The sequence below is a fragment of the Novosphingobium sp. genome (assembly GCF_027531025.1).
Taxonomy (GTDB): Bacteria; Pseudomonadota; Alphaproteobacteria; order Sphingomonadales; family Sphingomonadaceae; genus Novosphingobium.
In genome coordinates this window covers 204,267-224,383 of record NZ_JAPZQX010000006.1, presented here as the reverse complement: position 1 = coordinate 224,383, position 20,117 = coordinate 204,267, and the positions used below count along the sequence as shown (strand labels likewise).

The window sequence follows — 20,117 nt, the reverse complement described above, 5'->3', positions numbered from 1 at the left end:
ACCCCTGCCAGGATGACCCACAAGCGCCCTTCGACAGGACTCGGCGCGAGGGATGGACCGGGGGAACCAGTGGCTCCGGATGCGGGGCGGCGGTTAGGGGCGCGCCCGCGCGGTGTCAACCGGGGCCAGCGACAGACGGCGACAAATTGCGACTGGGCCGTTCACCGATCAGCAAGCAGACCGGCAGCACCCAGGGCCCCTATTTGAATTCCGGAGTGAAAATCGATGAAACGAACCCTGTTGCTTTCGCTCGGTGCAATGGCCCTGATCGGCACCACCATCGCCCAGGCCGCGCCCAGTGACCGGCTGCGCGAGCGCCTGAAGGCCCGGATGGAAGGCCGGGCTGATGCCGCTGCCACCCTGCCCACCGCCAAGCCCGATCTGGTGATCGCCTATGGCAAGGATCCGCTCCAGGGGCTGAACTTCTGGCGGGCCAAGGGTACGCGCGGCCCCGCCCCGCTGATCATGTTCGTCCACGGCGGCGGCTGGTCAAAGGGGAGCAAGGACAATGCCACCGGCCGCGCCAAGGTGGAGCATTACCCGGCACAGGGTTATGCCTTTGCCTCGATCGACTATCGCCTGGTGCCCAAGGCCACGGTCGAACAGCAAGCCGCCGATGTGGCCGCCGCGCTGAAGGCCCTGCTGGACCGGGCGGGCGAGCTGGGGATCGATCGCGGCAAGGTCGTGCTGATGGGCCATAGCGCCGGGGCGCACCTGGTGGCGCTGGTCGGCACCGATCCGCAATACCTGCGCGCGGTTGGCCTGAGCCACGCCGATGTCGACGGCGTGATCCCGCTGGACGGCGCGGCCTATGACATTCCCTCGCAGTTCGCCGATGCCGGGCCACGCATGGTGCAGACCTATACCGCCGCCTTCGGCAGCGATCCGGCGCGGCAGAAGGCGCTTTCCCCGATCAGCCACGCTGCCGGGCCGAATGCCGGGGCTTTCCTGTTCCCGCACGTCGAACGGGCCGATGCCGTGCGCCAGAACGAGCCGCTGGCCGCCGCGCTGCGTGCCGCCGGAACGCCAGCCGAAACCGCCAAGGTGGCCGGGCGCGGCCTGATCGGCCACATGGAAATCAACCGCAAGCTGGGCGAGGCGGACTATCCCGCCACGCCGATTGTCGATGCCTGGCTGAAGCGGCTGTTCGGCCGCTAGACGGCCACGACCTCTTCGCCGTCGAGCCGGTGCGTGCAGCCCAGCGTCACCGGCTCGCAGGCATCGCACAGCGCGGCAACCGTGCGCCAGCCGATCGCGCGCAGCCGGGCCGCCACTTCGAGATCGTGGCCCAGCGGCAGGAACAGCGTGTCACGCGCCGGTTCCGATGCAGCAAGGGCATCGATCAGCGTATCGGGGTAGAGCGAGAAACCGATCGCGGGTTCAGTTTCGCTGCCCGCGCCCAGGATGGCGTATGACCCGCCCCGGCCCAGCGCACCGGGCACGTCTTCGGCATAGATCGTGAAGCCGAACCACGACTGGTATTCGAACCCGTGCCGCTCGCTGGGATCCAGCGTCAGGCGCGCCTGCCCGCCCACCCGCGTGGCGATCTGGCGCAGCGCGGCGATCCGGCTGGCCAGCGCCCCGCCGGTATCGAAAGCGGCCAGCTTCTCGATCGCGGCATCGAACGGCCCGATTGCGGAGAGCAGCGGCAAGTAAGCCGCGCCGCCGACGGCAACCAGCCCGCCCGCGTCCTTGGCATCCAGTTCGCGCCGCACCGCCTCGATCTTGTCGGCAGCCAGCGGCAAAGCTTTCGCAGCCAGCGTATCGACCAGGTCCGGCAAGGTGAAGTCGACCGAAATGCCCCTGGCTCCAGCGGCGGCCAGCGCTTCCAGCGCCACGGCCAGCACTTCGCCCGCCGCAGCCACGCTGTCGCTGCCGATCAGCTCGGCACCCAGTTGCAGCCGCTCGCGCGTGGGGTCGAGGCCATCGCCCTTGATGGTCACGACCTGCCCGGCATAGCACAGCCGCAGCGGCCGCGCTTGCTGGGCTAGTGCCGTGGCCGCGATCCGGCCGACCTGCACGGTCATGTCGCTGCGCAGGGCAAGGGTGCGCAAGGATGCGGGATCGACGAACCGGAACATCCGGCGCGGCTGGACCCCGGCCATGCGGCTGGCCATCGACTTTTCGAATTCGATCGTCGGCGGCTGGACCCGGTCATAGCCGTGGCTATCCAGGACATCGAGCACGGCGCGCGTCACGCGGGCAGCAGCAGCCGCATCGCGGGGCAGGCGATCTTCCAGGCCTTCGGGCAACAGGTCGCGGTCGGTATCTTGCATAGCGCCGATCCCGTTGCCCGATTGAGCCTTAAAACGCCAGAGCCATGACCCGCTTCACGCCGGGCACGGCGCGGGCGGCGGCAATGACTTCGCCCGGCACCCGGCTGTCGACGCTCAGCAGCAGCACGGCTTCCCCGCCCGCCTCGCGGCGGCCAAGGTTGAAGGTGCCGATGTTGATGCCCGCTTCGCCCAGCAGGGTGCCGATCCGGCCGATGAAGCCGGGGGCGTCCTCGTTGACGATGTACATCATGTGGCCGGCGAGTTCGGCTTCCACCTTGATCCCGAACAGTTCAACGAGGCGCGGTTCGCGGTTGGAGAACAGCGTGCCGGCCACCGAGCGTTCGCCCGCGTCGGTCTTGACCGAAACACGGATCAGGGTGTGATAATCGCCTTCCTTCTCGGTGCGGACCTCGCGCACCTCGATCCCGCGCTCCTTGGCGAGGAACGGGGCGTTGACCATGTTCACCGTGTCCGACTGGACGCGCAGGAACCCGCACAGCACCGCCGCGACGATCGGCTTGATGTTGAGTTCGGCCGCCGCGCCTTCGGCATGGATCGAAATGCGCGGGATCGCGCCGGTGGTCAGCTGGCCGACCAGGCTGCCCAGCTGTTCGGCCAGGGCCATGTAGGGCTTCAGCTTCGGCGCTTCCTCGGCCGAGAGCGAGGGCACGTTGAGCGCGTTGGTAACGCCGCCGTTGACCAGGTAATCGGCCATCTGTTCGGCCACCTGCAGCGCCACGTTGACCTGGGCCTCGTTGGTCGAAGCGCCGAGGTGCGGGGTGCAGATGAAGTTCGGCGTGCCGAACAGCGGCGATTCCTTGGCCGGTTCGGTCTGGAACACGTCGAGCGCGGCCCCGGCGACATGGCCGCTGTCGAGCGCCGCCTTGAGCGCTGCCTCGTCGATCAGGCCGCCGCGGGCGCAGTTGACGATCCGCACGCCCTTCTTGGTCTTGGCGAGATTCTCGGCCGAAAGGATGTTGCGGGTCTGCTCGGTCAGCGGCGTGTGCAGCGTGATGAAGTCAGCCTTGGCCAGCAGGGTATCGAGATCGGCCTTTTCGACGCCCATCTCGACCGCGCGTTCCGGGGTCAGGAACGGGTCATAGGCCACGACCTTCATCTTCAGGCCCAGCGCGCGGCTGGCGACGATCGAGCCGATGTTACCGGCGCCGATCAGGCCCAGCGTCTTGCCGGTCACTTCGACGCCCATGAAATCGTTCTTCGGCCACTTGCCGGCCTGGGTCTGGGCATTGGCTTCCGGGATCTGGCGCGCGAGGGCGAACATCAGCGCAATGGCGTGTTCGGCGGTGGTGATCGAATTGCCGAAGGGGGTGTTCATCACCACCACGCCCTGGGCCGAAGCGGCCGGGATATCGACGTTGTCGACACCGATCCCGGCGCGGCCGACGACCTTGAGGTTCTTTGCGGCGGCGAGCACTTCCTTGGTCACCTTGGTCGAGCTGCGGATGGCGAGGCCATCGTAATCGCCGATCCGGGCGATCAGCTGTTCGGGGGTTTCGCCGGTGATGACATCCACGTCACAGCCCATCTCGGTGAAGATGCGGGCGGCGTTGGGGTCCATCTTGTCGGAAATGAGTACGCGGGGCTTGGTCATTGAATTATCCAATCACAACATCGTCATGCTGAACTTGTTTCAGCATCCATCGCACGTTCGAGAGCGATGGTCTGGACGGAGAAATGGACCCTGAAACAAGTTCAGGGTGACGGGTTCCTAAATCCTGGTCAGGCAGCCTTGGTCACGGCGTAGGCCCAGTCGAGCCAGGGGCCGAGCGCCTCGATATCGGCGGCATCGACCGTGGCACCGCACCAGATCCGCAGGCCCGGCGGGGCATCGCGGTAGCCGGCGATATCAAGGGCCGCGCCTTCCTTCTCGAGGAGGCCGGTCATCGCCTTGATGAAGTCCGCGTCGGCGCCTTCGACCGAGAGGCAGACCGAGGTCTTGGAACGGATGCCCTTGTCCTCGGCCAGGTGGCTCAGCCAGTCGCGGTCGGCGACGATCTTGTTCAGCGCATCGGCATTGGCGGTGCAGCGGGCCTTGAGGCCTTCCAGCCCGCCCAGGCCCCGCGCCCATTCGAGCGCGAAGATCGCGTCCTCGACGGCCAGCATCGAGGGGGTATTGATCGTCTCGCCCTTGAACACGCCTTCGGCCAGCTTGCCCTTGGAAACCAGGCGGAAGACCTTGGGCAGCGGCCAGGCCGGGGTGTATTCCTCCAGCCGCTCGACCGCACGCGGGCCGAGGATCAGCACGCCGTGGCCGCCTTCGCCGCCCAGCACCTTCTGCCACGAGAAGGTGGCGACATCGATCTTGTCCCACGGAATGCCATAGGCAAAGACCGCGCTGGTCGCGTCGGCAAAGGTCAGGCCTTCGCGATCGGCGGGGATCCATTCGCCATCGGGCACGCGCACGCCGCTGGTGGTGCCGTTCCAGGTGAACAGCACGTCATCGGCGAAATCGACCTTCGAGAGGTCCGGCAGCTGGCCATAGTCGGCGCGGTGGACCTTGGGTTCGAGCTTGAGCTGCTTGACTGCATCGGTCACCCAGCCTTCGCCGAAGCTTTCCCAGGCGAGGCAGGTAACGCCGCGTGCGCCCAGCATGGTCCACATCGCCATTTCGAAGGCGCCGGTATCGCTGCCGGGGACAATGCCGATGCGGTGCGTATCGGGCAGCTGGAGCACTTCGCGCATCAGGTCGATGCAGTACTGCAGGCGCGTCTTGCCGATCTTGGCGCGGTGCGAACGCCCCAGCGATTCGGTAGCCAGCTTGTGGAGGGAATAGCCCGGCGGCTTGGCGCAGGGACCGGAAGAAAAGTACGGGCGCGCAGGCTTGCGAGCCGGAATCGTGGCAGTCATGTAGTCTCTCCTTGCAGAGAGCACGCGCGGCGTTGGGACCGCGTGGCCCGGAGCCGCACATAGAGGCGGCCCCGGGCTTGTCAATCGCGCAAAACTACATGGCCGTTAAGCCATTGTAATCAATAGCCCTGCTTGCGGAACAGCACCTTGCCGCGCTGGGCGACATAGAGCTTTTCGAAGCTGACCGGATGGAAATAGGCTTCAACCTTCTCGCCGGTGGGCAGCACGCCATAGACTTCGTAGCAACCGCCATCGACCTTGGCCTTGGTCACCTTCCAGCCTTCGCGGACCAGTTGGGCCTTCAGCGCTTCGACATTCTTCCAGCCCGACTGCGGGCCAGCCTGGCACTTGACCTTGCCGGTCGCCTCGGCGGGGGCGGAAAGGGAAAGGGCAGTGGCACTGGCAAGACCGAAAGCGGCGGCAATGAACAGGGAACGCATGATCAAACTCCTGCTTGGGGGAAAGGACGGTTCGGCCGCAGCCGGCGCAGGGCCAGCACCAGCCAGAGGAAGGCAAGCGGGGCAAAGTGGGCAACAGCGGCATCAGCGCCATCATGCACCCACCACCAGTGCATCAAGGTCAGCACGGCGGCCGGATAGGCCAGCTGCTGCACCCGCTTCCATGCGGCGCGCAGCCACTGCATCGATCGCTGGTTGCTCGTCAGCGCCATTGGCAGCATCAGCGCAAGGGCCAGCCAGCCGGTCCAGATCGAGGCGATCGGCAACTCACCCAGAATCGCGTCGAGGCTGCCCATGTCGATTACATAGAACACCAGGTGCAGCACGGCATAGGCAAAGGCCGCCACGCCCAGCGCGCGACGCCGCGCCAGAAGCCACAGCAGCCAGCGCCGGGGGCCAAGCACACCGGCCAGCGGTCCGATCAGCATGGCCGCGATCATCAGGCGCGCGCTGGTTTCACCCGTGGGGTGCAGCATGTCCATCGTGTCGATCGCGCCGGTCCACCAGCCGTGCAGCTGGAACAGCGCCGGCAGGGCTAAGATCACCCAAACGAATCTGGCGCTATTGATAATCGTTCGCATTAATTGCGCGATAGCCGCCCGCCCGCTCGCTGGCAAGCCCCAGTACACGCGAAGCGCCACGGACTCGGTGCGGGTTAGGAATCCTTAACCATAATCGGGCGATAAGGGCGATCATGCGCAAAGCCCTTGCCCTGCTGCCCGCACTGGCCCTGCTCTCCGCCTGCCTCGAGATTCCGCAGGCGCCCAAGCGCGCCGCGATCAGCCTTCCGGTCAGTGCGGCGTTCACGCCCCGCCCCGAAACGCGCCAGTGCCTGGCCGAGCTGAGCTTTACCCGCGCCAGCTTTACCCCCCTGCCCGACCAGTATTTCGGCGCGGGCTGCTCGACCATCGGGACGGTGCGCCTGACCAGCTTGCGCAGCGACGATGCGCACGTGCAACTCAGTAACCTTGGCCCGGTCACCTGCCCGCTGGCCGACACGTTGGCCGGCTGGGCGCGGTTCGGCGTCGACCGGGCGGCCCGGCAGATCCTGGGCAGTCCGCTGGTGCGGATCGAGACCATGGGCAGCTATTCCTGCCGCAACGTGGCCGGCAGCGAGCGGCGCAGCGCTCATGCCACCGCCAGCGCAATTGACGTCGCCGCCTTCATCCTGGCAGACGGGCGCCGGATCGGGGTGCGCGAACACTGGCAGGGCGGCACTTCTGCCGAGCGCCGCTTCCTGGCCGTGGTGCACCAGAGTGCCTGCAAGCGGTTCGGCACGGTGCTGGGCCCGGAATACAACCTGGCACACCGCGACCATTTCCACGTCGAACTGTCGGGAAGCGGATTCTGCCGCTGATCGGGAAAGGGAGGGGAAGCAGGCCCGGTACGGTCGGCGGGACCAGTGTCCGGGCCTGCTTCCTCGCTTGCTCCGATAGCCCTTGGGAGGGGGTGGTTGGGAGGCCACCGGAACAAGGCGGAGACGCCTTTGCTGTCTCGTGAGAAAAAATGCCCTCAAACAGGGGCCTGGGCCATACGGACTTTAGCCCGCAGCACTTGTGACAGGGTTCTGAGGCTAGAACCCCGCCTCGACCGCCAGCCGCACGGCATCGGCGGATGTGGCCACACCCAACCGCTGGAGCAACAAGGCCCGGTGCATCTTCACGGTCTTTTCCGACAGGTCGAGCGCGAAGGCGATCTGCTTGTTGAGCTGACCCGCTGCCATCAGCTCCAGGATTTCGCGCTGACGCGGGGTCAGGCCTTCGAGCCGCTGCTGCGCGGCCTGCTTGCGTTCGCTGAGCACGCTATCGAGCCGCGGCTCATGCACTTCGACCTGCGAGCCGAGGAAAAAGCTGACCTCACCATTCTCGTCAAACATCGGCGCGACCATCACCGCGTTGCGGAACGGGGTACCGTCCTTCTTGTAATTGACCACCTCGAACAGCACACCGCGCTTTTCCCGCACCGAGATCCCGATCTTCTTCGCGATTTCGGGATGCGGATCGGCGCGCGAGAGGAACCGGCAGTTCTGCCCGATGATATCCTCGATCCGATAGCCGGTAAGGTCGGTGAAGGCCTGGTTGCAGGCGACCACGGGGTTATCATGCAGGCGCGGATTGGTAACGCACATGGCCATGGTGCTGAGTTCGATCAGCGCAGGCAGAGGTGCTTCAAGTTCACCGAAACGCATTGTACCTGCCCCAATCGGCCCCCAAACCAGTGCGGAGACATAGACCAAATACCGTATTGACCGAAAATAGCCAGTGCCAGTCGCTGCCATTTTCGGATCTATCGCGGAAATTTGGGTGGCATGGCCGCGTTCGCAAGTCCTTGCGGTCCGAAAAATCGTCAAAAATGCTCATTACCAGCGCGCCGACGCGCCCGCCCTGGGCCTAGGTTCCAGCCTCGTTCAGAGCCAGAAGGCGACGGCAGCGGCGAGGCTTACGGCGGATAGGAAGTTGCGGGCGAGCTTATCGTAGCGGGTAGCGATGCGGCGGAAGTCGTTGAGGCGGCAGAACATGGCCTCGACCCGCCAGCGGTCCTTGTAGCGGCGTTCGTCATACTGGATCGGGCGCTTGCGGTTGCGCCGTCCGGGGATCACCGGGATCGTGCCCTGCTCTCGCAAGGCGGCCCTGATGCGGTTCGCGTCGTAGCCACGGTCGGCGATCACCCGCTTCATGCCGATAGTTTCACCGATCAGTAGGTCTGCGCCCTTCACGTCAGATGTGTTGCCCGGCGTCAGGATGAGGCGGAGTGGTCGCCCGAGGACATCGACAAGCGCGTGGATCTTCGTCGTCCGGCCCCCACGCGAGATGCCAATGGCATTGGCCCGCGCCCCCTTTTGCGCCACCGGCAGAGCGGTGGGCCTTGATGTAGCTGCTGTCGATCTGGCCGGTCTCCGCAATCCAGCCTTCCTCCGTCAGCGCCGCCAGGATGCGCGTCCAGATGCCCCGGCGGCTCCAACGGTTCCAGCGATTATAGACCGTCGTCGAAGGGCCGTATTCTGAAGGACAATCCGCCCAGCGGCCGCCGCACTTGAGCATGTGAATGATGCCCGAGATTACCCTGCGATCATCGACACGTCGCGCTCGAGGCTGGTTCTTCGGTAAGTGCGGCTCGATCACAGCCCACGCTTCATCCGACAACCAGAACAACAAACGCGACATTTTCAGAACCTCCTGCCTCAGCGGAGACTCCCTGAATCAATGCGCGCGCAGATTTTCAAGAGGCTGATTGGGTTTGGATCCTAACAAGCACATTGCGATGAACACAGTGAATTCAAAGGCGCGTTGGGGACAGCAATTGCATTTGTGAATGCCAATCGAATGGAAGGCCCCTTCACCCCCCCATGCAAGGTTACTTGAACTCCAAGAGTTGCGGTGACAGTTGAAAAACCCCCAACACCTCTCATCATCGCCCAGCTCACCCACCCACCAACCACCGCAGCGACATACACGTAAACCCCGCATCGATCTTCTCGATCTCGCTGTTTTCCAGACAGACCACCCTGGCCCCATGCCCATCCAGCAGGTCCAGGATGCGCGGGAAGCGGCTGCCGGCGAGGATCGTGTCGTTGACGCGCAGCACGTTGGCGCCGGCCTCTTCCCCGTCCGGGATTTCCAGCACGCGGTAGCCGGCATAGACGCCGCTGGCGGCAAGATCGCGGGTGGCGAGGATGGTTTCCTCGTCGACGATCGAGCTGGCGGTCTTGAGGTGCAGGACCGACGCCGGCGTCTGCGCCACCACGGCGCGGCGGCCGGTACTTTCGAGGAGGCGGGCCAGCGCCTCGGCACCCGCGCGGTCGGTCCGGGCGGAGAGGCCGATATAGACGGCATCGACCATCGCCAGCACATCGCCGCCATCGGCATGGCCTTCGGGCAGGGTCAGCACGCGCTCGAACATCGCTTCGAGCTTGGGGCGCAGGAAGGCCCCCTCGCCCGCGCGGCTCTCCGTGCCGGGGTTGAGCAGCACCGCGCAGTCCGGAAAGACCAGCGCCGGATCCTCGACAAAGATCGCGTCGGGGAACTCTTCCAGCGGATCGAGCAGGGTCACGACAAGGCCAGCCGCCTCCAGCGCGGCGACATAGGCGGCATGTTCGGCCAGCACGCCCTCGAGTGAGGGATCGGGCCCACCCCCCGCGCGCAGGCCCTTGACCACCGAGGCGCCGGGGCGGCGCGAAATGGCGCGGTCAAACCGGAAGGGGTGGCTCAAGGGCAGTCTCCGATCCGTTCGGACGCGATCTGCGCGTCCATCGTCATGCCGCCGCCGGGTGCGCCGGGCATCTGGCTTTGCGTCTTGAGCGAGAGGTCGGAGCGGGTGGTGCTGAAAGTGCCTTTCATCTCGCTGCGGGCGGTCATGCCCTGGCCGGTCTGGCAGACCATCACCGCTGCGACCGAGCCGCCGGTGGCGCTGAACGTCTCGTACTTGCAATCGCCCTCGGCGGTGCGCTTGAAGAATTCCTCGCGGCCGCGCTTCGCCTCATCCGGGGTCAGGCAGAACTCGCTGACATGGCCGGTATCGCCGAACATCGTCTTGGCCTGCTGGGCCATGGGCCCGGTCATGCCGGGAAAGCTGATGTCGTTGACCTTCATCGTCACCCGGTAAAGGCCCGGCTGGGGCTGGGCGGCATTGGCGGCGGCAGCGGCGGCAGCCGCGTTCGGGTCCTGCTTGGCGGGTTCCTGGCCGCAGGCGGCGAGCAGCAGGAAGGGGGCGAGCGTAAGGGCGATTCGGCGCATGATTGGCACCTCCGGTGGCGGTAAGGGCACCTTGCTAACAATTGCGCCGCCCCCTGCCAACCGCGCCGCGATCCGGCCAAGGCCAGCTTGCCGTAACGACAACCGGCCCGCCCCGCCCCGGACTTTGGTCCTGGCCTGCAACCGATCCTTGCCCCCCGCGCAAAACCGCGCCAAACTGCGGGCAAGAGCACAATTGAGGATGAGGCCCATGCATATCGATTTCAGCCCCGAGGACCTGGCCTTCCGCGACGAGGTCCGCACCTTCATCGCCGAGAACTATCCCGCCGAACTGCGCGGCAAGCAGGACGAGGGCGACGAGCTTTCGAAGGAAGACTTCCTGTCCTGGCACCGCGTGCTGCACAAGAAGGGCTGGGTCGCCCCGGCCTGGCCCGTGGAATACGGCGGCACCGGCTGGACCCCGACCCAGCGCTTCATCTTTTCCGAAGAAACCGCCCGCGCCGACTGCATCCGGCTGATGCCCTTTGGCCTGTCGATGGTCGGCCCGGTGATCTACACCTTCGGCACGCCCGAGCAGAAGGCCAAGTTCCTGCCCCGCATCCTGTCGGGCGAGGACTGGTGGTGCCAGGGCTATTCCGAGCCCGGCGCCGGTTCCGACCTGGCCTCGCTGCGCACCAAGGCGGAGCGCGATGGCGATCACTACGTGGTCAACGGCCAGAAGACCTGGACCACCATGGCCCAGCATGCTGACTGGGGCTTCTTCCTGGTCCGCACCAATCCCGACGTGAAGCAGCAGGAAGGCATCAGCTTCCTGCTGATCGACATGAAGTCGCCGGGCATCGAAGTCCGCCCGATCATCACCCTCGGCGGCGAGCACGAAGTGAACGAGGTGTTCCTCGACAATGTGCGCGTGCCGATCGAAAACCGCGTCTATGAAGAGGACAAGGGCTGGACCTGCGCCAAGTTCCTCCTCGCCCACGAGCGCACCGGGATTGCCGGCGTTGCGGGATCGAAGCGCGGGATCGAGAAGATCAAGGAAATCGCCACCACCGAAATGGATGGCGAGCGCGCGCTGCTGGCGAACCCGTTCTTCCGCCGCAAGGTGGCCGAACTGGAAATGGACCTGACGGCACTCGAATATACCGAACTGCGCACCCTGGCGGGCGAAGCTGCCGGCAAGGGGCCGGGGCCGGAAAGCTCGGTGCTGAAGATCAAGGGTTCGGAAATCCAGCAGCGGATCACCGAACTCGCGCTCGAAGCGGCCGGCCACTATGGCGCGCCCTACTTCCGCGGCTTTGGCGAGGGCGACAACGAGCACCCGATCGGTCCCGACTGGGCGCACCGTACCGCCCCCAGCTATTTCAACGTACGCAAGACTACGATTTACGGTGGCTCGAACGAAGTCCAGCGCGGCATCATCGCCAAGATGGTGCTTGGGCTCTAAGCAACGCGCGATAAGGAAAACAGAAAATGGATCTGAGCTTCACCGAAACGCAGGGCATGCTGCGCGAAACCCTCGCGCGGTTCCTGGCCGATACTTATGACATCGAAAGCCGCAAGAAGATGCTGACTCGCCCTGAAGGGCGCGATCCCGGCATCTGGAAGGCGATCGCCACCGAGCTGGGCCTGACCTGTGCGCCCTTCGCCGAAGAGCACGGCGGCATGGGCGGCGGCGCGATCGAGAACATGATCATGATGGAAGAGTTCGGCAAGGTAATCGCGATCGAGCCGTGGCTGCAGACCGTCGTGATCGGCGGCGGCGCGCTGAAGCATGCCGGCGGCGCGCTGGCCGAAGCGACCATCCCCGCGATCATCAGCGGCGATTGCGTGATCGCCTTCGCCTATGCCGAGCCGCAGGGCCGCTATAACCTGGCAGACATCGGCACCACGGCCAAGGCCGATGGCGCGGGCTATGTGCTCAATGGCCACAAGGGCGTGGTCTATGCCGCCCCCTGGGCCACCCACCTGCTCGTCACCGCCCGCACCGGCGGTGGCCGCCGTGACCGCGCCGGGGTGGAGCTATTCCTGATCGAGGCCAACCGCCCCGGCATCACCCGGCGCGACTATCCCACGGTCGATGGCTTCATGGCCTCCGAAGTCTACTTCGAGAACGTGGCGATCCCCGGCGAAGCCCTGCTGACCGGCGGAATCGACCTGATCGAGCGCGTGGTCGACGAAGCCACTGTCGCCGTCTGCGCCGAGGCCAGCGGCATTGCCCGCACCATGGTGAACAGCACGGTCGAATACACCAAGCAGCGCAAGCAGTTCGGCCAGCCGATCGGCAAGTTCCAGGTCCTCCAGCACCGCATGAGCGACATGTTCGTCGAAGCCGAACAGGTTTCCTCGATGGCGCTGATGGGCACGCTGAAGCTCGACGAGGCCCCCGAAGCCCGCAAGGCCGCCGTCTCGATGGCCAAGGCGAAGGTCGGCAAGAGCCTGAAGTTCGTGGGCCAGAACGCGATCCAGACCCATGGCGGCATCGGCATCACCATGGAACTGGCGATCGGCCACTACTTCAAGCGGGGCACGATGATCGAAGGCCAGTTCGGCTCGATCGACCATCACCTCGACCGGTTCGAAGCGCTGACCTACCCGGCCTGACCTCCTGCCCGGCCTGAACTGCTAGACCAGCCCCGCGCCCAACTGGCCGAGATCGATCTCGGCCGGTCGGGTGGCGGGGCTGAGCCGCACCAGCCGGGGCCGGGCCGCGAAGGCCCATTGCCAGCCTCCCACCTTCAGGAAGCTGCGGTGCGCCAGCACCCGCGCGCCCATCCGCCGGTGCGCGGCCAGCGCGGGCAGGTTGTAATCCGCCACGCGGCTGAGCGAGTGGCTCAGCCCGCGCGCATCCATCCAGTGCCCCACCCCAGCCCATAGCGCGGCAAAGCTGCGGCCCATGCGGTGTTCGGGCGCGATCCACAGCCCGGTATCCCAGCAACACCGCGGCGGGATGGCAAAGCGCACCGCCACCTCGTCCTCCAGATAGGTGCCCTGCCCCAGCCAGACGAGGCCGGTCAGCCGCCCCTGCGGATCGAACACGCCAAGGCAGGCCAGGCCTGCCGCAAAGCGCTCCGCCTGCACCGCCGGAGCGGCATCGACCGGATGGCCCGCCAGCTCCGCCGCCGCCAGTTCCCGCACCGCATAGCCGCGCGGCATGGCCGGCAGCCCGGCGCGCGGCTGGGCGAGGATCGCATAACGGTGCCAGGCCAGCCCGCCCCCGCGCGCCACGCCCTGCAGCCCCCGCGCCGCAAGGTAAGAGGCCGCCCCGATCAGCCCCAGCATCTGGATGGTGTGCATCGCCGCCATCCGGGCTGTTTACCATGGCTTTCCTAAGGAACCGGAAAGGCTTGTTACTCCACCCTTTCCCGTCCCCTCAGGCCCCAATCAGGCGCCCCCGTCAGGCGTTTCTGGCCATCAACCCGCCATCCACCGGGATCGTCACCCCGGTGATATAGCTGGCCGCAGGCAGGCACAGGCTCAGCGTGATATGCGCCACTTCCTCGGGCCGGCCATAGCGGCGCAGCGCGGTGCGGCGGTGGGCGAAGACTTCCTTGTCCGCCTCGCTCACCTTCTCGGTCATGCCGGTCAGGATCGGACCCGGACAGATCGCGTTGACGGTGATCCCCTCCTTGCCCAGCTCCACCGCCAGCGCCCGCGTCAGCCCCGTGACGCCGGCCTTGGCCGCGGCATAGGGGCTGTTGCGCGATGTCGCCCCCAGCGCCTCGGTGCTGGCGATATTGACGATCCGGGGGGAGGACGATTGCCGCAGGAACGGCAGCGCCGCCCGGATCATCCGCTGGTGCGCGGTCAGCAGCACGGTAACGGCGCGGTCCCACACCAGCTCGTAATGATCGTCATCGTCGATCGGGCAGAAGGCGCTGATCCCGGCATTGTTGACCAGCACGTCCAGCCCGCCAAACTCCGCCGCCACTTCCGCCACCACGGCGCGGATCGCCGCCGCGTCGCTCACGTCCAGCGCCCAGGCCCGCGCCTGGTGGCCCTTGGCGCGCAAGTCAGCCGCGATGTCCTCGATTGCGCTACCCGGCAGGTCGGTCAGCGCGACAGCCGCGCCCTCGGCTGCAAAGACCTCCGCCGTCGCCCGCCCCATGCCGCTGCCCGCCCCCGTCACCAGCACCACCTTGCCCGCGACCGAGCGGCTGAGTTCTCCCGTCATCGTCCTGCCTCCCTTTCAGCCGGAAGTGTGGCGTGAAGGGGGGCCGGAGTCGAGAGGGTGGGCTGGGGTTCGGCCATGGTCCGGCTCCTGGGATAGCAGCAAGCCGCCCATGTTGCAGATTTCGGGATGCAGGAAATTCGGCTTGACCACGCGGCTTGCCTGGACACTAGAGAGCGCAATGACGAAGCCTTTCAATCCGGCCAGGCCCTGCCAGATGCCCCATTTGGGGGTCATCTTGCTCAGCTGCGCCGCCCTGGCGACAACCGCCCCCGCCGCTGCCGAAGAAACCCTTGCTGGCGATGAGGTCGAAGAAGCGGAAGAGATCATTGTCCAGGCCACCCGCTCCGGTCGGCGGGTGCAGGACGAACCTATCCGGGTAGAGGTGATCGGACGGGAGGAGATTGAGGAAAAGCTCCTCATGACTCCGGGCAACATCTCGATGCTTGTGGCGGAAACTGGCGGTGTACGGGTCCAGATCACATCGCCCACGCTTGGCTCATCCAACATTCGGATGCAGGCGATGAACGGGCGCTATACCTCTGTGCTCGCAGACGGACTGCCGCTTTATGGCGGACAGTCAGCTTCGGTCGGGCTGCTGCAGATCGCGCCCACGGATCTTGGTCAGGTCGAGATCATAAAGGGCGCGGCATCGGCGCTCTATGGCCCTTCAGCCCTTGGCGGCGTGATCAACCTTGTCTCACGGCGACCGGGCAGTTCGCCAGAGGCCGAAATGCTGGCCAATGTCACGAGCCGGAACGGGCAAGACCTGACCGCTTATGGCGCAACCCCGCTTGGCAATGGCTGGGGCGCATCGCTGGTCGGCGGCCTGCACCGCCAAAGCCGCCAGGACCTTGATGGCGATGGCTGGATCGATATGCCCGGCTATGACCGTTGGACTGTGCGGCCCCGCCTCTTCTGGCAAGGCGCGACTGGCGCGGAAATCTATGCCACGCTTGGGGCAATGGGGGAGCAGCGCCGGGGTGGGAGCCTGCCCGGCAGGGTCGTTCCGGATGGAACCTATTTCCCGGAAACGCAGGATGCCAGCCGGATCGACGGCGGCCTTGTGGCCAAGGTTCCGTTTGGGACAGACCTCGCACTGCATCTGCGCGGTTCGGCCTCGCGGCTGAACCATGAACATGTTCGCGGACCGACGCGAGAGGATGATCGCCACGGAACGGTCATGGCCGAAGCCCTGGTTGCCGGTGGCAGCAAGGGTACGACCTGGCTTGCCGGCATCGCGTGGCAGCGCGACACTTATCGCTCTGTCGCCTTTCCGAGCTTCGATTACAGTTTCTCGGCCCCGGCGCTGCTCGCTCAGATAGAACACGATGCTCCTGGCGACCTGACCTTGGCTGCAAGTGGCCGGATCGATTTCCACAATGTTTATGGCACCCGATTCAGCCCGCGACTTTCGGCACTTTATCGCCCCGGCAAGCTGACCGTGCGAGCCACGTTGGGCCGTGGCTTTCAGGCCCCGACCCCGTTCGTGGAGGAAACCGAGGCGGCAGGCCTGTCTAGGCTCGCCTCAATCGCGGGGGTGCGGGCCGAAACCGCGGATTCCGCCTCGATCGATGTCGGCTATCGCTTTGGCGCGGTAGAGGCGAACGCTGTGTTCTTCGGCTCAAACCTGCGCGATGCCGTGCGGCTGGAAGAGACCGGCGGGGGCACCGGCGTGCGCCTGGTCAATGCCCCAGGGTTGACCACCACGCGCGGGATCGAACTGTTGCTGCGCTATCGCACCGGTCCGTTCACGATGACCGGCAGCTATGTCAACGTGAATGCGCGAGAACCTGATCCAGTCGGCTCAGCCAAGCGAGCGGTGCCCTTGACCCCACGCCATACGGCCGGGCTTGTTGCCATGTGGGAACAGCACGGGCGTGGCCGCATCGGGTTGGAGGCATATTACACGGGCCGCCAGTCACTGGATGACAATCCCTATCGTACCACCAGCAAGCCCTATGTCGAACTCGGGGTGCTGGGAGAAATCACCATCGGCAAAGTCAGCCTGTTCTTGAATGCCGAAAACCTGCTGAACGTGCGTCAAACGCGCTATAATTCCATGCTGCGCCGGCAGCGCGCCGCAGATGGCCGCTGGACTGTAAACGCATGGGGGCCGCTTGAAGGCTTCACGGTCAACGGTGGAATACGTTCTCGGGTGGGAGGCGGCCACTAGCACCGGCCAACACGCTACCGCTTCCCCTCAGCGCCCCACCCCCTGACTCCCCCGAAACCCCGATCCATCACCCATCGGGGCCTCGACGAGTCCAATTCCCTCGCCGCCTTCCCACCGCACAAAGCAGCACAGCCGGTCCAGCCGCGCGCGCCTGGCATTGTAATCCACCGCCCGCATCCCCATCTTAGTGGGGCTACCTGACATGATGGTTGGCAACCGGCGGCAGAGACCGCCCCTTTCCTTCACTTGTGCCCTCTGGCCGGCATGGCCGATCCCGGCTTGCCGCATGTGAAAGGAATCCATCATGGTTACCACCACCGGCAAGATCGCCAATTATGACAAGACCACCGGATCGGGCTTTATCCTGCCCGAAGCCGGCGGAACGCGCCTGCCCTTCAATCGCGCCGACCTGCCCCAGGGCGGTCAGCCGCCACAGGAGCAGGATCGCTACGAGTACGAGACCACAGGCGAAGGTGACAATTGCTGCGCTGTAAAGATGCGCAAGGTCTGATCCGGGCTGGCCGCCGGGGACGCGGCGCCCCGTTTCCCCAGCGGCCAACTGGCTCGACCGCTCCCGACCTGAAGGACCGCAGATGGACCTCAACCTGTTTTTTGCCGAGCGCCAGAACGCGCTGCTGCACCTTGCCCGCGGGGGTACCGCGCACGAGCAGCAGGGCCACCGGGCGACCCTGGCCCACTGCACCCGCCAGCTGATCGCCTTTCGCCGGGCCAGCGGCCTGCAGCCAGACCGACTGGACTGAACCATGCCCGCCATTCCCCCGATCGAACCCGCCCCGCGCACGCCGCACACCATGGACCGCCGCCAGGCACTTGAAGGGTGGGAGAACGAGGGCGGCCATACCCGGCCGCTCGCGGTTCCGGCCTTGCCCGCCGGGATCATCGCGCGGACCGAGGCGTATTACCTGGTCGGGCCCTATCGCTATACCGACCTCGCCTGTGCCGAGGCCGAATTGTGCCGCCAGCAAGGCCGGCGCGATGGATAACGAATGCACCGAACTGGACCGCCGCGTGCTGGCCCATGCCCGCATCCTGCAGACGCTGATCCGCTATCTGGCCGAGGATCGGCCGGAAATCCTGATCCGCCTGACCTTTGCCTTTGGCATCGGCCACAACATCGGCGCCGATGAGCAGGACTATCTTTCGACTGAGCAATGCGGCGAAAGCTTCATCCGTGCGATCGAGGAACAGATCCTGGAACTGCGGATCCACTGACCGGCCCGGCTTGCGGAACAAACCGCAAACCCCCATACTCCCCCCATGGCTGAACTCATCATCCGCCGCGGTCTGGAAGAGCCCGATACCTCCACCGCCTTCGTGCCGCACAAGCCGGCGCGGCCGGACAAGGCGGAGGGCGGGCGGCCGTTCAAGATCGTCTCCGAATACCAACCCGCCGGGGACCAGCCGACCGCGATTGCCGAGCTGGTGGAAGGGATCAGGGCCGAGGAGAAGACCCAGGTGCTGCTGGGCGTGACCGGCAGCGGCAAGACCTTCACCATGGCCCAGGTGATCGAGGCGACGCAGCGGCCCGCGCTGATCCTGGCCCCCAACAAGATCCTGGCCGCGCAGCTCTATGGCGAGATGAAGAGCTTCTTCCCCGAGAACGCGGTGGAGTACTTCGTTTCCTACTACGACTATTACCAGCCCGAAGCCTATGTCCCGCGCAGCGATACCTATATCGAGAAGGAATCGAGCGTAAACGAGGCGATCGACCGGATGCGCCATTCGGCCACCCGGGCGCTGCTGGAACGCGATGATGTGATCATCGTCGCCTCGGTCTCGTGCCTCTATGGCATCGGCTCGGTCGAGACGTACTCGGCCATGATCTTTGACCTGAAGGTCGGGGCGAGCGAGGACCAGCGCGAGATCATCCGCAAGCTGGTCGCCCTGCAATACAAGCGCAACGACGCCGCGTTCCAGCGCGGCACCTTTCGCGTGCGGGGTGACAACCTGGAAGTGTTCCCCAGCCACTATGAGGACATGGCCTGGCGCATCTCGTTTTTCGGGGACGAGATCGAGCAGATTGTCGAGTTCGATCCGCTGACCGGCAAGGCCGGGGCGAAGCTGGACAAGGTGCGGGTCTATGCCAATTCGCACTATGTCACCCCCGGTCCGACAATGAAGCAGGCGGCCGAGGCGATCCGCTTCGAACTGGCCGAGCGATTGAAGGAACTCAACGCCGAGGGCCGCCTGCTGGAAGCGCAGCGGCTGGAACAGCGGACCAATTTCGACCTCGAGATGATCGCGGCGACGGGATCCTGCGCGGGGATCGAGAATTACTCCCGCTTCCTGACGGGCCGTTTGCCGGGCGAGCCGCCGCCGACGCTGTTCGAGTATCTGCCCGACAATGCCCTGCTGTTCGTCGATGAAAGCCACCAGACCGTGCCGCAGATCGGCGCGATGGCGCGTGGGGACCACCGCCGCAAGCTGACGCTGGCCGAATATGGCTTTCGCCTGCCGTCTTGCATCGACAACCGGCCCCTGCGCTTCAACGAATGGGACGCGATGCGGCCGCAGACCGTCGCCGTTTCCGCTACCCCCGGCCCCTGGGAAATGGAGCAATCGGGCGGCGTCTTTGCCGAACAGGTGATCCGCCCGACCGGGCTGATCGACCCGCCGGTGGAGATCCGCCCGGTCGAGGACCAGGTGCAGGACTGCATCGAGGAATGCCGCAAGACCGCGGCAGCCGGCTATCGCACGCTAGTCACCACGCTGACCAAGCGGATGGCCGAGGACCTGACCGAGTTCATGCACGAGGCGGGGCTGCGCGTGCGCTACATGCACAGCGATGTCGAGACGCTGGAGCGCATCGAATTGATCCGCGACCTGCGGCTGGGGGTCTATGACGTGCTCGTCGGCATCAACCTGCTGCGCGAAGGCCTCGACATCCCCGAATGCGGGCTGGTCTGCATCCTCGATGCGGACAAGGAAGGCTTCCTGCGCTCAGAAACGTCCCTGATCCAGACCATCGGCCGCGCGGCGCGCAATGTGGATGGACGGGTGATCCTCTACGCCGACCGGATGACCGGCTCCATGGAGCGCGCCATCGCCGAGACCGACCGCCGCCGCGAGAAGCAGCGCGCCTATAACGAACTGCACGGGATCACGCCCGAAAGCATCAAGCGCAACATCCACGATATCGTCGCCGACACCGCCAGCCGCGATGGCGTGGTGGTGGAGCTGGAGGACGACGACCGTAACAACCTCGTCGGCCACAACCTGCGCGCTTACATCGAGGAGCTGGAAGGCCGGATGCGCGCCGCCGCCGCCGACCTCGAATTCGAGGAAGCCGGCCGCCTGCGCGACGAGATCCGCCGCCTCGAGGCGACCGAGCTGGGCCTGCCCGAAGGCGAGCGCAAGGCGCCGATCGTCGGCCGCAGCAACGAGGGCAAGCCGGGCACCCGCAAGACCCGGTTCGGCAAGAAGAAGCAGAAGTGGGGGCGCTAGGGTTTTCTGGCGCCC

21 protein-coding genes are annotated in these 20,117 nt (G+C 65.8%); 10 read left to right on the top strand and 11 right to left on the bottom strand.

The genetic code is table 11. From position 1 onward, the window contains the following. The first annotated feature begins 330 nt into the window (after positions 1 to 330). On the top strand, positions 331 to 1,158 hold the full coding sequence (locus tag O9281_RS10820) for an alpha/beta hydrolase (protein WP_298185590.1): 828 nt from the start codon (positions 331 to 333) through the stop codon (positions 1,156 to 1,158). Here the strand turns inward: O9281_RS10820 and O9281_RS10815 are convergent. From O9281_RS10815 to O9281_RS10795, 5 genes are all read right to left on the bottom strand, one after another. Then, on the bottom strand, positions 1,155 to 2,276 hold the full coding sequence (locus tag O9281_RS10815; RefSeq protein WP_298185549.1) for an ATP phosphoribosyltransferase regulatory subunit: 1,122 nt from the start codon (positions 2,274 to 2,276) through the stop codon (positions 1,155 to 1,157). The genes O9281_RS10820 and O9281_RS10815 overlap by 4 nt on opposite strands. A gap of 28 nt (positions 2,277 to 2,304) precedes the next feature. Continuing rightward, positions 2,305 to 3,888 carry a phosphoglycerate dehydrogenase gene (gene serA, locus O9281_RS10810; protein ID WP_298185546.1) on the bottom strand — a complete coding sequence of 528 codons (1,584 nt, stop codon included), beginning with the start codon at positions 3,886 to 3,888 and terminating at the stop codon, positions 2,305 to 2,307. 128 nt (positions 3,889 to 4,016) lie between these two features. Next, on the bottom strand, positions 4,017 to 5,144 hold the full coding sequence (locus O9281_RS10805) for a phosphoserine transaminase (protein WP_298185544.1): 1,128 nt from the start codon (positions 5,142 to 5,144) through the stop codon (positions 4,017 to 4,019). Between the two features lie 119 nt (positions 5,145 to 5,263). Beyond that, on the bottom strand, positions 5,264 to 5,584 hold the full coding sequence (locus O9281_RS10800; protein ID WP_298185541.1) for a PepSY domain-containing protein: 321 nt from the start codon (positions 5,582 to 5,584) through the stop codon (positions 5,264 to 5,266). Positions 5,585 to 5,586: 2 nt separating this feature from the next. Continuing rightward, complete coding sequence (locus O9281_RS10795; RefSeq protein ID WP_298185539.1) at positions 5,587 to 6,147, bottom strand: ferric reductase-like transmembrane domain-containing protein; 561 nt, start codon at positions 6,145 to 6,147, stop codon at positions 5,587 to 5,589. A 149-nt stretch (positions 6,148 to 6,296) separates the two neighbouring features. Here O9281_RS10795 and O9281_RS10790 point away from each other — a divergent pair, with 149 nt between their 5' ends. Then, positions 6,297 to 6,959 carry an extensin family protein gene (locus O9281_RS10790; protein ID WP_298185537.1) on the top strand — a complete coding sequence of 221 codons (663 nt, stop codon included), beginning with the start codon at positions 6,297 to 6,299 and terminating at the stop codon, positions 6,957 to 6,959. 216 nt (positions 6,960 to 7,175) lie between these two features. Here the strand turns inward: O9281_RS10790 and O9281_RS10785 are convergent, their stop codons facing one another. The 4 genes from O9281_RS10785 to O9281_RS10770 form a co-directional block, all read right to left on the bottom strand. Continuing rightward, a complete protein-coding gene (locus O9281_RS10785; RefSeq protein ID WP_298185536.1) occupies positions 7,176 to 7,790 on the bottom strand; it encodes a LuxR C-terminal-related transcriptional regulator in 615 nt (204 codons plus the stop codon). Positions 7,791 to 8,009: 219 nt separating this feature from the next. After that, a protein-coding gene (locus O9281_RS10780; RefSeq protein WP_298185533.1) for an IS5 family transposase occupies positions 8,010 to 8,766 on the bottom strand; the annotation gives its coding sequence in 2 pieces (ribosomal slippage) (positions 8,010 to 8,433 and positions 8,432 to 8,766; 759 coding nt in all). A 256-nt stretch (positions 8,767 to 9,022) separates the two neighbouring features. Continuing rightward, positions 9,023 to 9,811: an arginine deiminase family protein gene (locus tag O9281_RS10775; protein ID WP_298185530.1), complete on the bottom strand. Its 789-nt coding sequence runs from the start codon at positions 9,809 to 9,811 to the stop codon at positions 9,023 to 9,025. Further along, positions 9,808 to 10,335, bottom strand: coding sequence for a DUF3617 domain-containing protein (locus tag O9281_RS10770; protein WP_298185527.1), 528 nt, complete (start codon positions 10,333 to 10,335; stop codon positions 9,808 to 9,810). Before O9281_RS10770 ends, O9281_RS10775 begins: the two co-directional genes overlap by 4 nt. Positions 10,336 to 10,543: 208 nt before the next feature. On the opposite strand from O9281_RS10770, the gene O9281_RS10765 reads away from it, so the two are divergent. Together O9281_RS10765 and O9281_RS10760 are read left to right on the top strand one after the other, a co-directional pair. Further along, complete coding sequence (locus tag O9281_RS10765; protein WP_298185524.1) at positions 10,544 to 11,737, top strand: acyl-CoA dehydrogenase family protein; 1,194 nt, start codon at positions 10,544 to 10,546, stop codon at positions 11,735 to 11,737. A gap of 26 nt (positions 11,738 to 11,763) precedes the next feature. Next, positions 11,764 to 12,894, top strand: coding sequence for an acyl-CoA dehydrogenase family protein (locus tag O9281_RS10760; protein ID WP_298185522.1), 1,131 nt, complete (start codon positions 11,764 to 11,766; stop codon positions 12,892 to 12,894). A gap of 21 nt (positions 12,895 to 12,915) precedes the next feature. Here O9281_RS10760 and O9281_RS10755 read toward each other — a convergent pair whose 3' ends face one another. Both O9281_RS10755 and O9281_RS10750 read right to left on the bottom strand, forming a co-directional pair. Continuing rightward, a complete protein-coding gene (locus O9281_RS10755) occupies positions 12,916 to 13,596 on the bottom strand; it encodes a hypothetical protein (RefSeq protein ID WP_298185518.1) in 681 nt (226 codons plus the stop codon). A 91-nt stretch (positions 13,597 to 13,687) separates the two neighbouring features. After that, entirely contained in the window at positions 13,688 to 14,464 is a 777-nt protein-coding gene (locus O9281_RS10750) for an SDR family NAD(P)-dependent oxidoreductase (protein ID WP_298185515.1), read from the bottom strand. Here O9281_RS10750 and O9281_RS10745 point away from each other — a divergent pair. From O9281_RS10745 to uvrB, 6 genes are all read left to right on the top strand, one after another. Next, the gene (locus O9281_RS10745) at positions 14,430 to 16,637 is read left to right on the top strand and encodes a TonB-dependent siderophore receptor (protein WP_298185513.1); all 2,208 of its coding nucleotides are present in this window, start codon (positions 14,430 to 14,432) and stop codon (positions 16,635 to 16,637) included. The two genes, O9281_RS10750 and O9281_RS10745, sit on opposite strands and share 35 nt — an antisense overlap. 304 nt (positions 16,638 to 16,941) lie before the next feature. Further along, positions 16,942 to 17,148, top strand: a complete 207-nt coding sequence (locus O9281_RS10740) for a hypothetical protein (protein ID WP_298185510.1) — start codon at positions 16,942 to 16,944, stop codon at positions 17,146 to 17,148. Positions 17,149 to 17,230: 82 nt separating this feature from the next. Further along, complete coding sequence (locus tag O9281_RS10735) at positions 17,231 to 17,398, top strand: hypothetical protein (RefSeq protein ID WP_298185508.1); 168 nt, start codon at positions 17,231 to 17,233, stop codon at positions 17,396 to 17,398. Positions 17,399 to 17,401: 3 nt separating this feature from the next. Beyond that, positions 17,402 to 17,641, top strand: coding sequence for a hypothetical protein (locus O9281_RS10730; protein ID WP_298185505.1), 240 nt, complete (start codon positions 17,402 to 17,404; stop codon positions 17,639 to 17,641). Next, positions 17,634 to 17,870: a hypothetical protein gene (locus tag O9281_RS10725; protein WP_298185502.1), complete on the top strand. Its 237-nt coding sequence runs from the start codon at positions 17,634 to 17,636 to the stop codon at positions 17,868 to 17,870. The genes O9281_RS10730 and O9281_RS10725 overlap by 8 nt, the downstream gene beginning before the upstream one ends. 45 nt (positions 17,871 to 17,915) lie before the next feature. Next, positions 17,916 to 20,102 carry an excinuclease ABC subunit UvrB gene (gene uvrB / locus O9281_RS10720; protein WP_298185500.1) on the top strand — a complete coding sequence of 729 codons (2,187 nt, stop codon included), beginning with the start codon at positions 17,916 to 17,918 and terminating at the stop codon, positions 20,100 to 20,102. Positions 20,103 to 20,117: the final 15 nt, after the last annotated feature.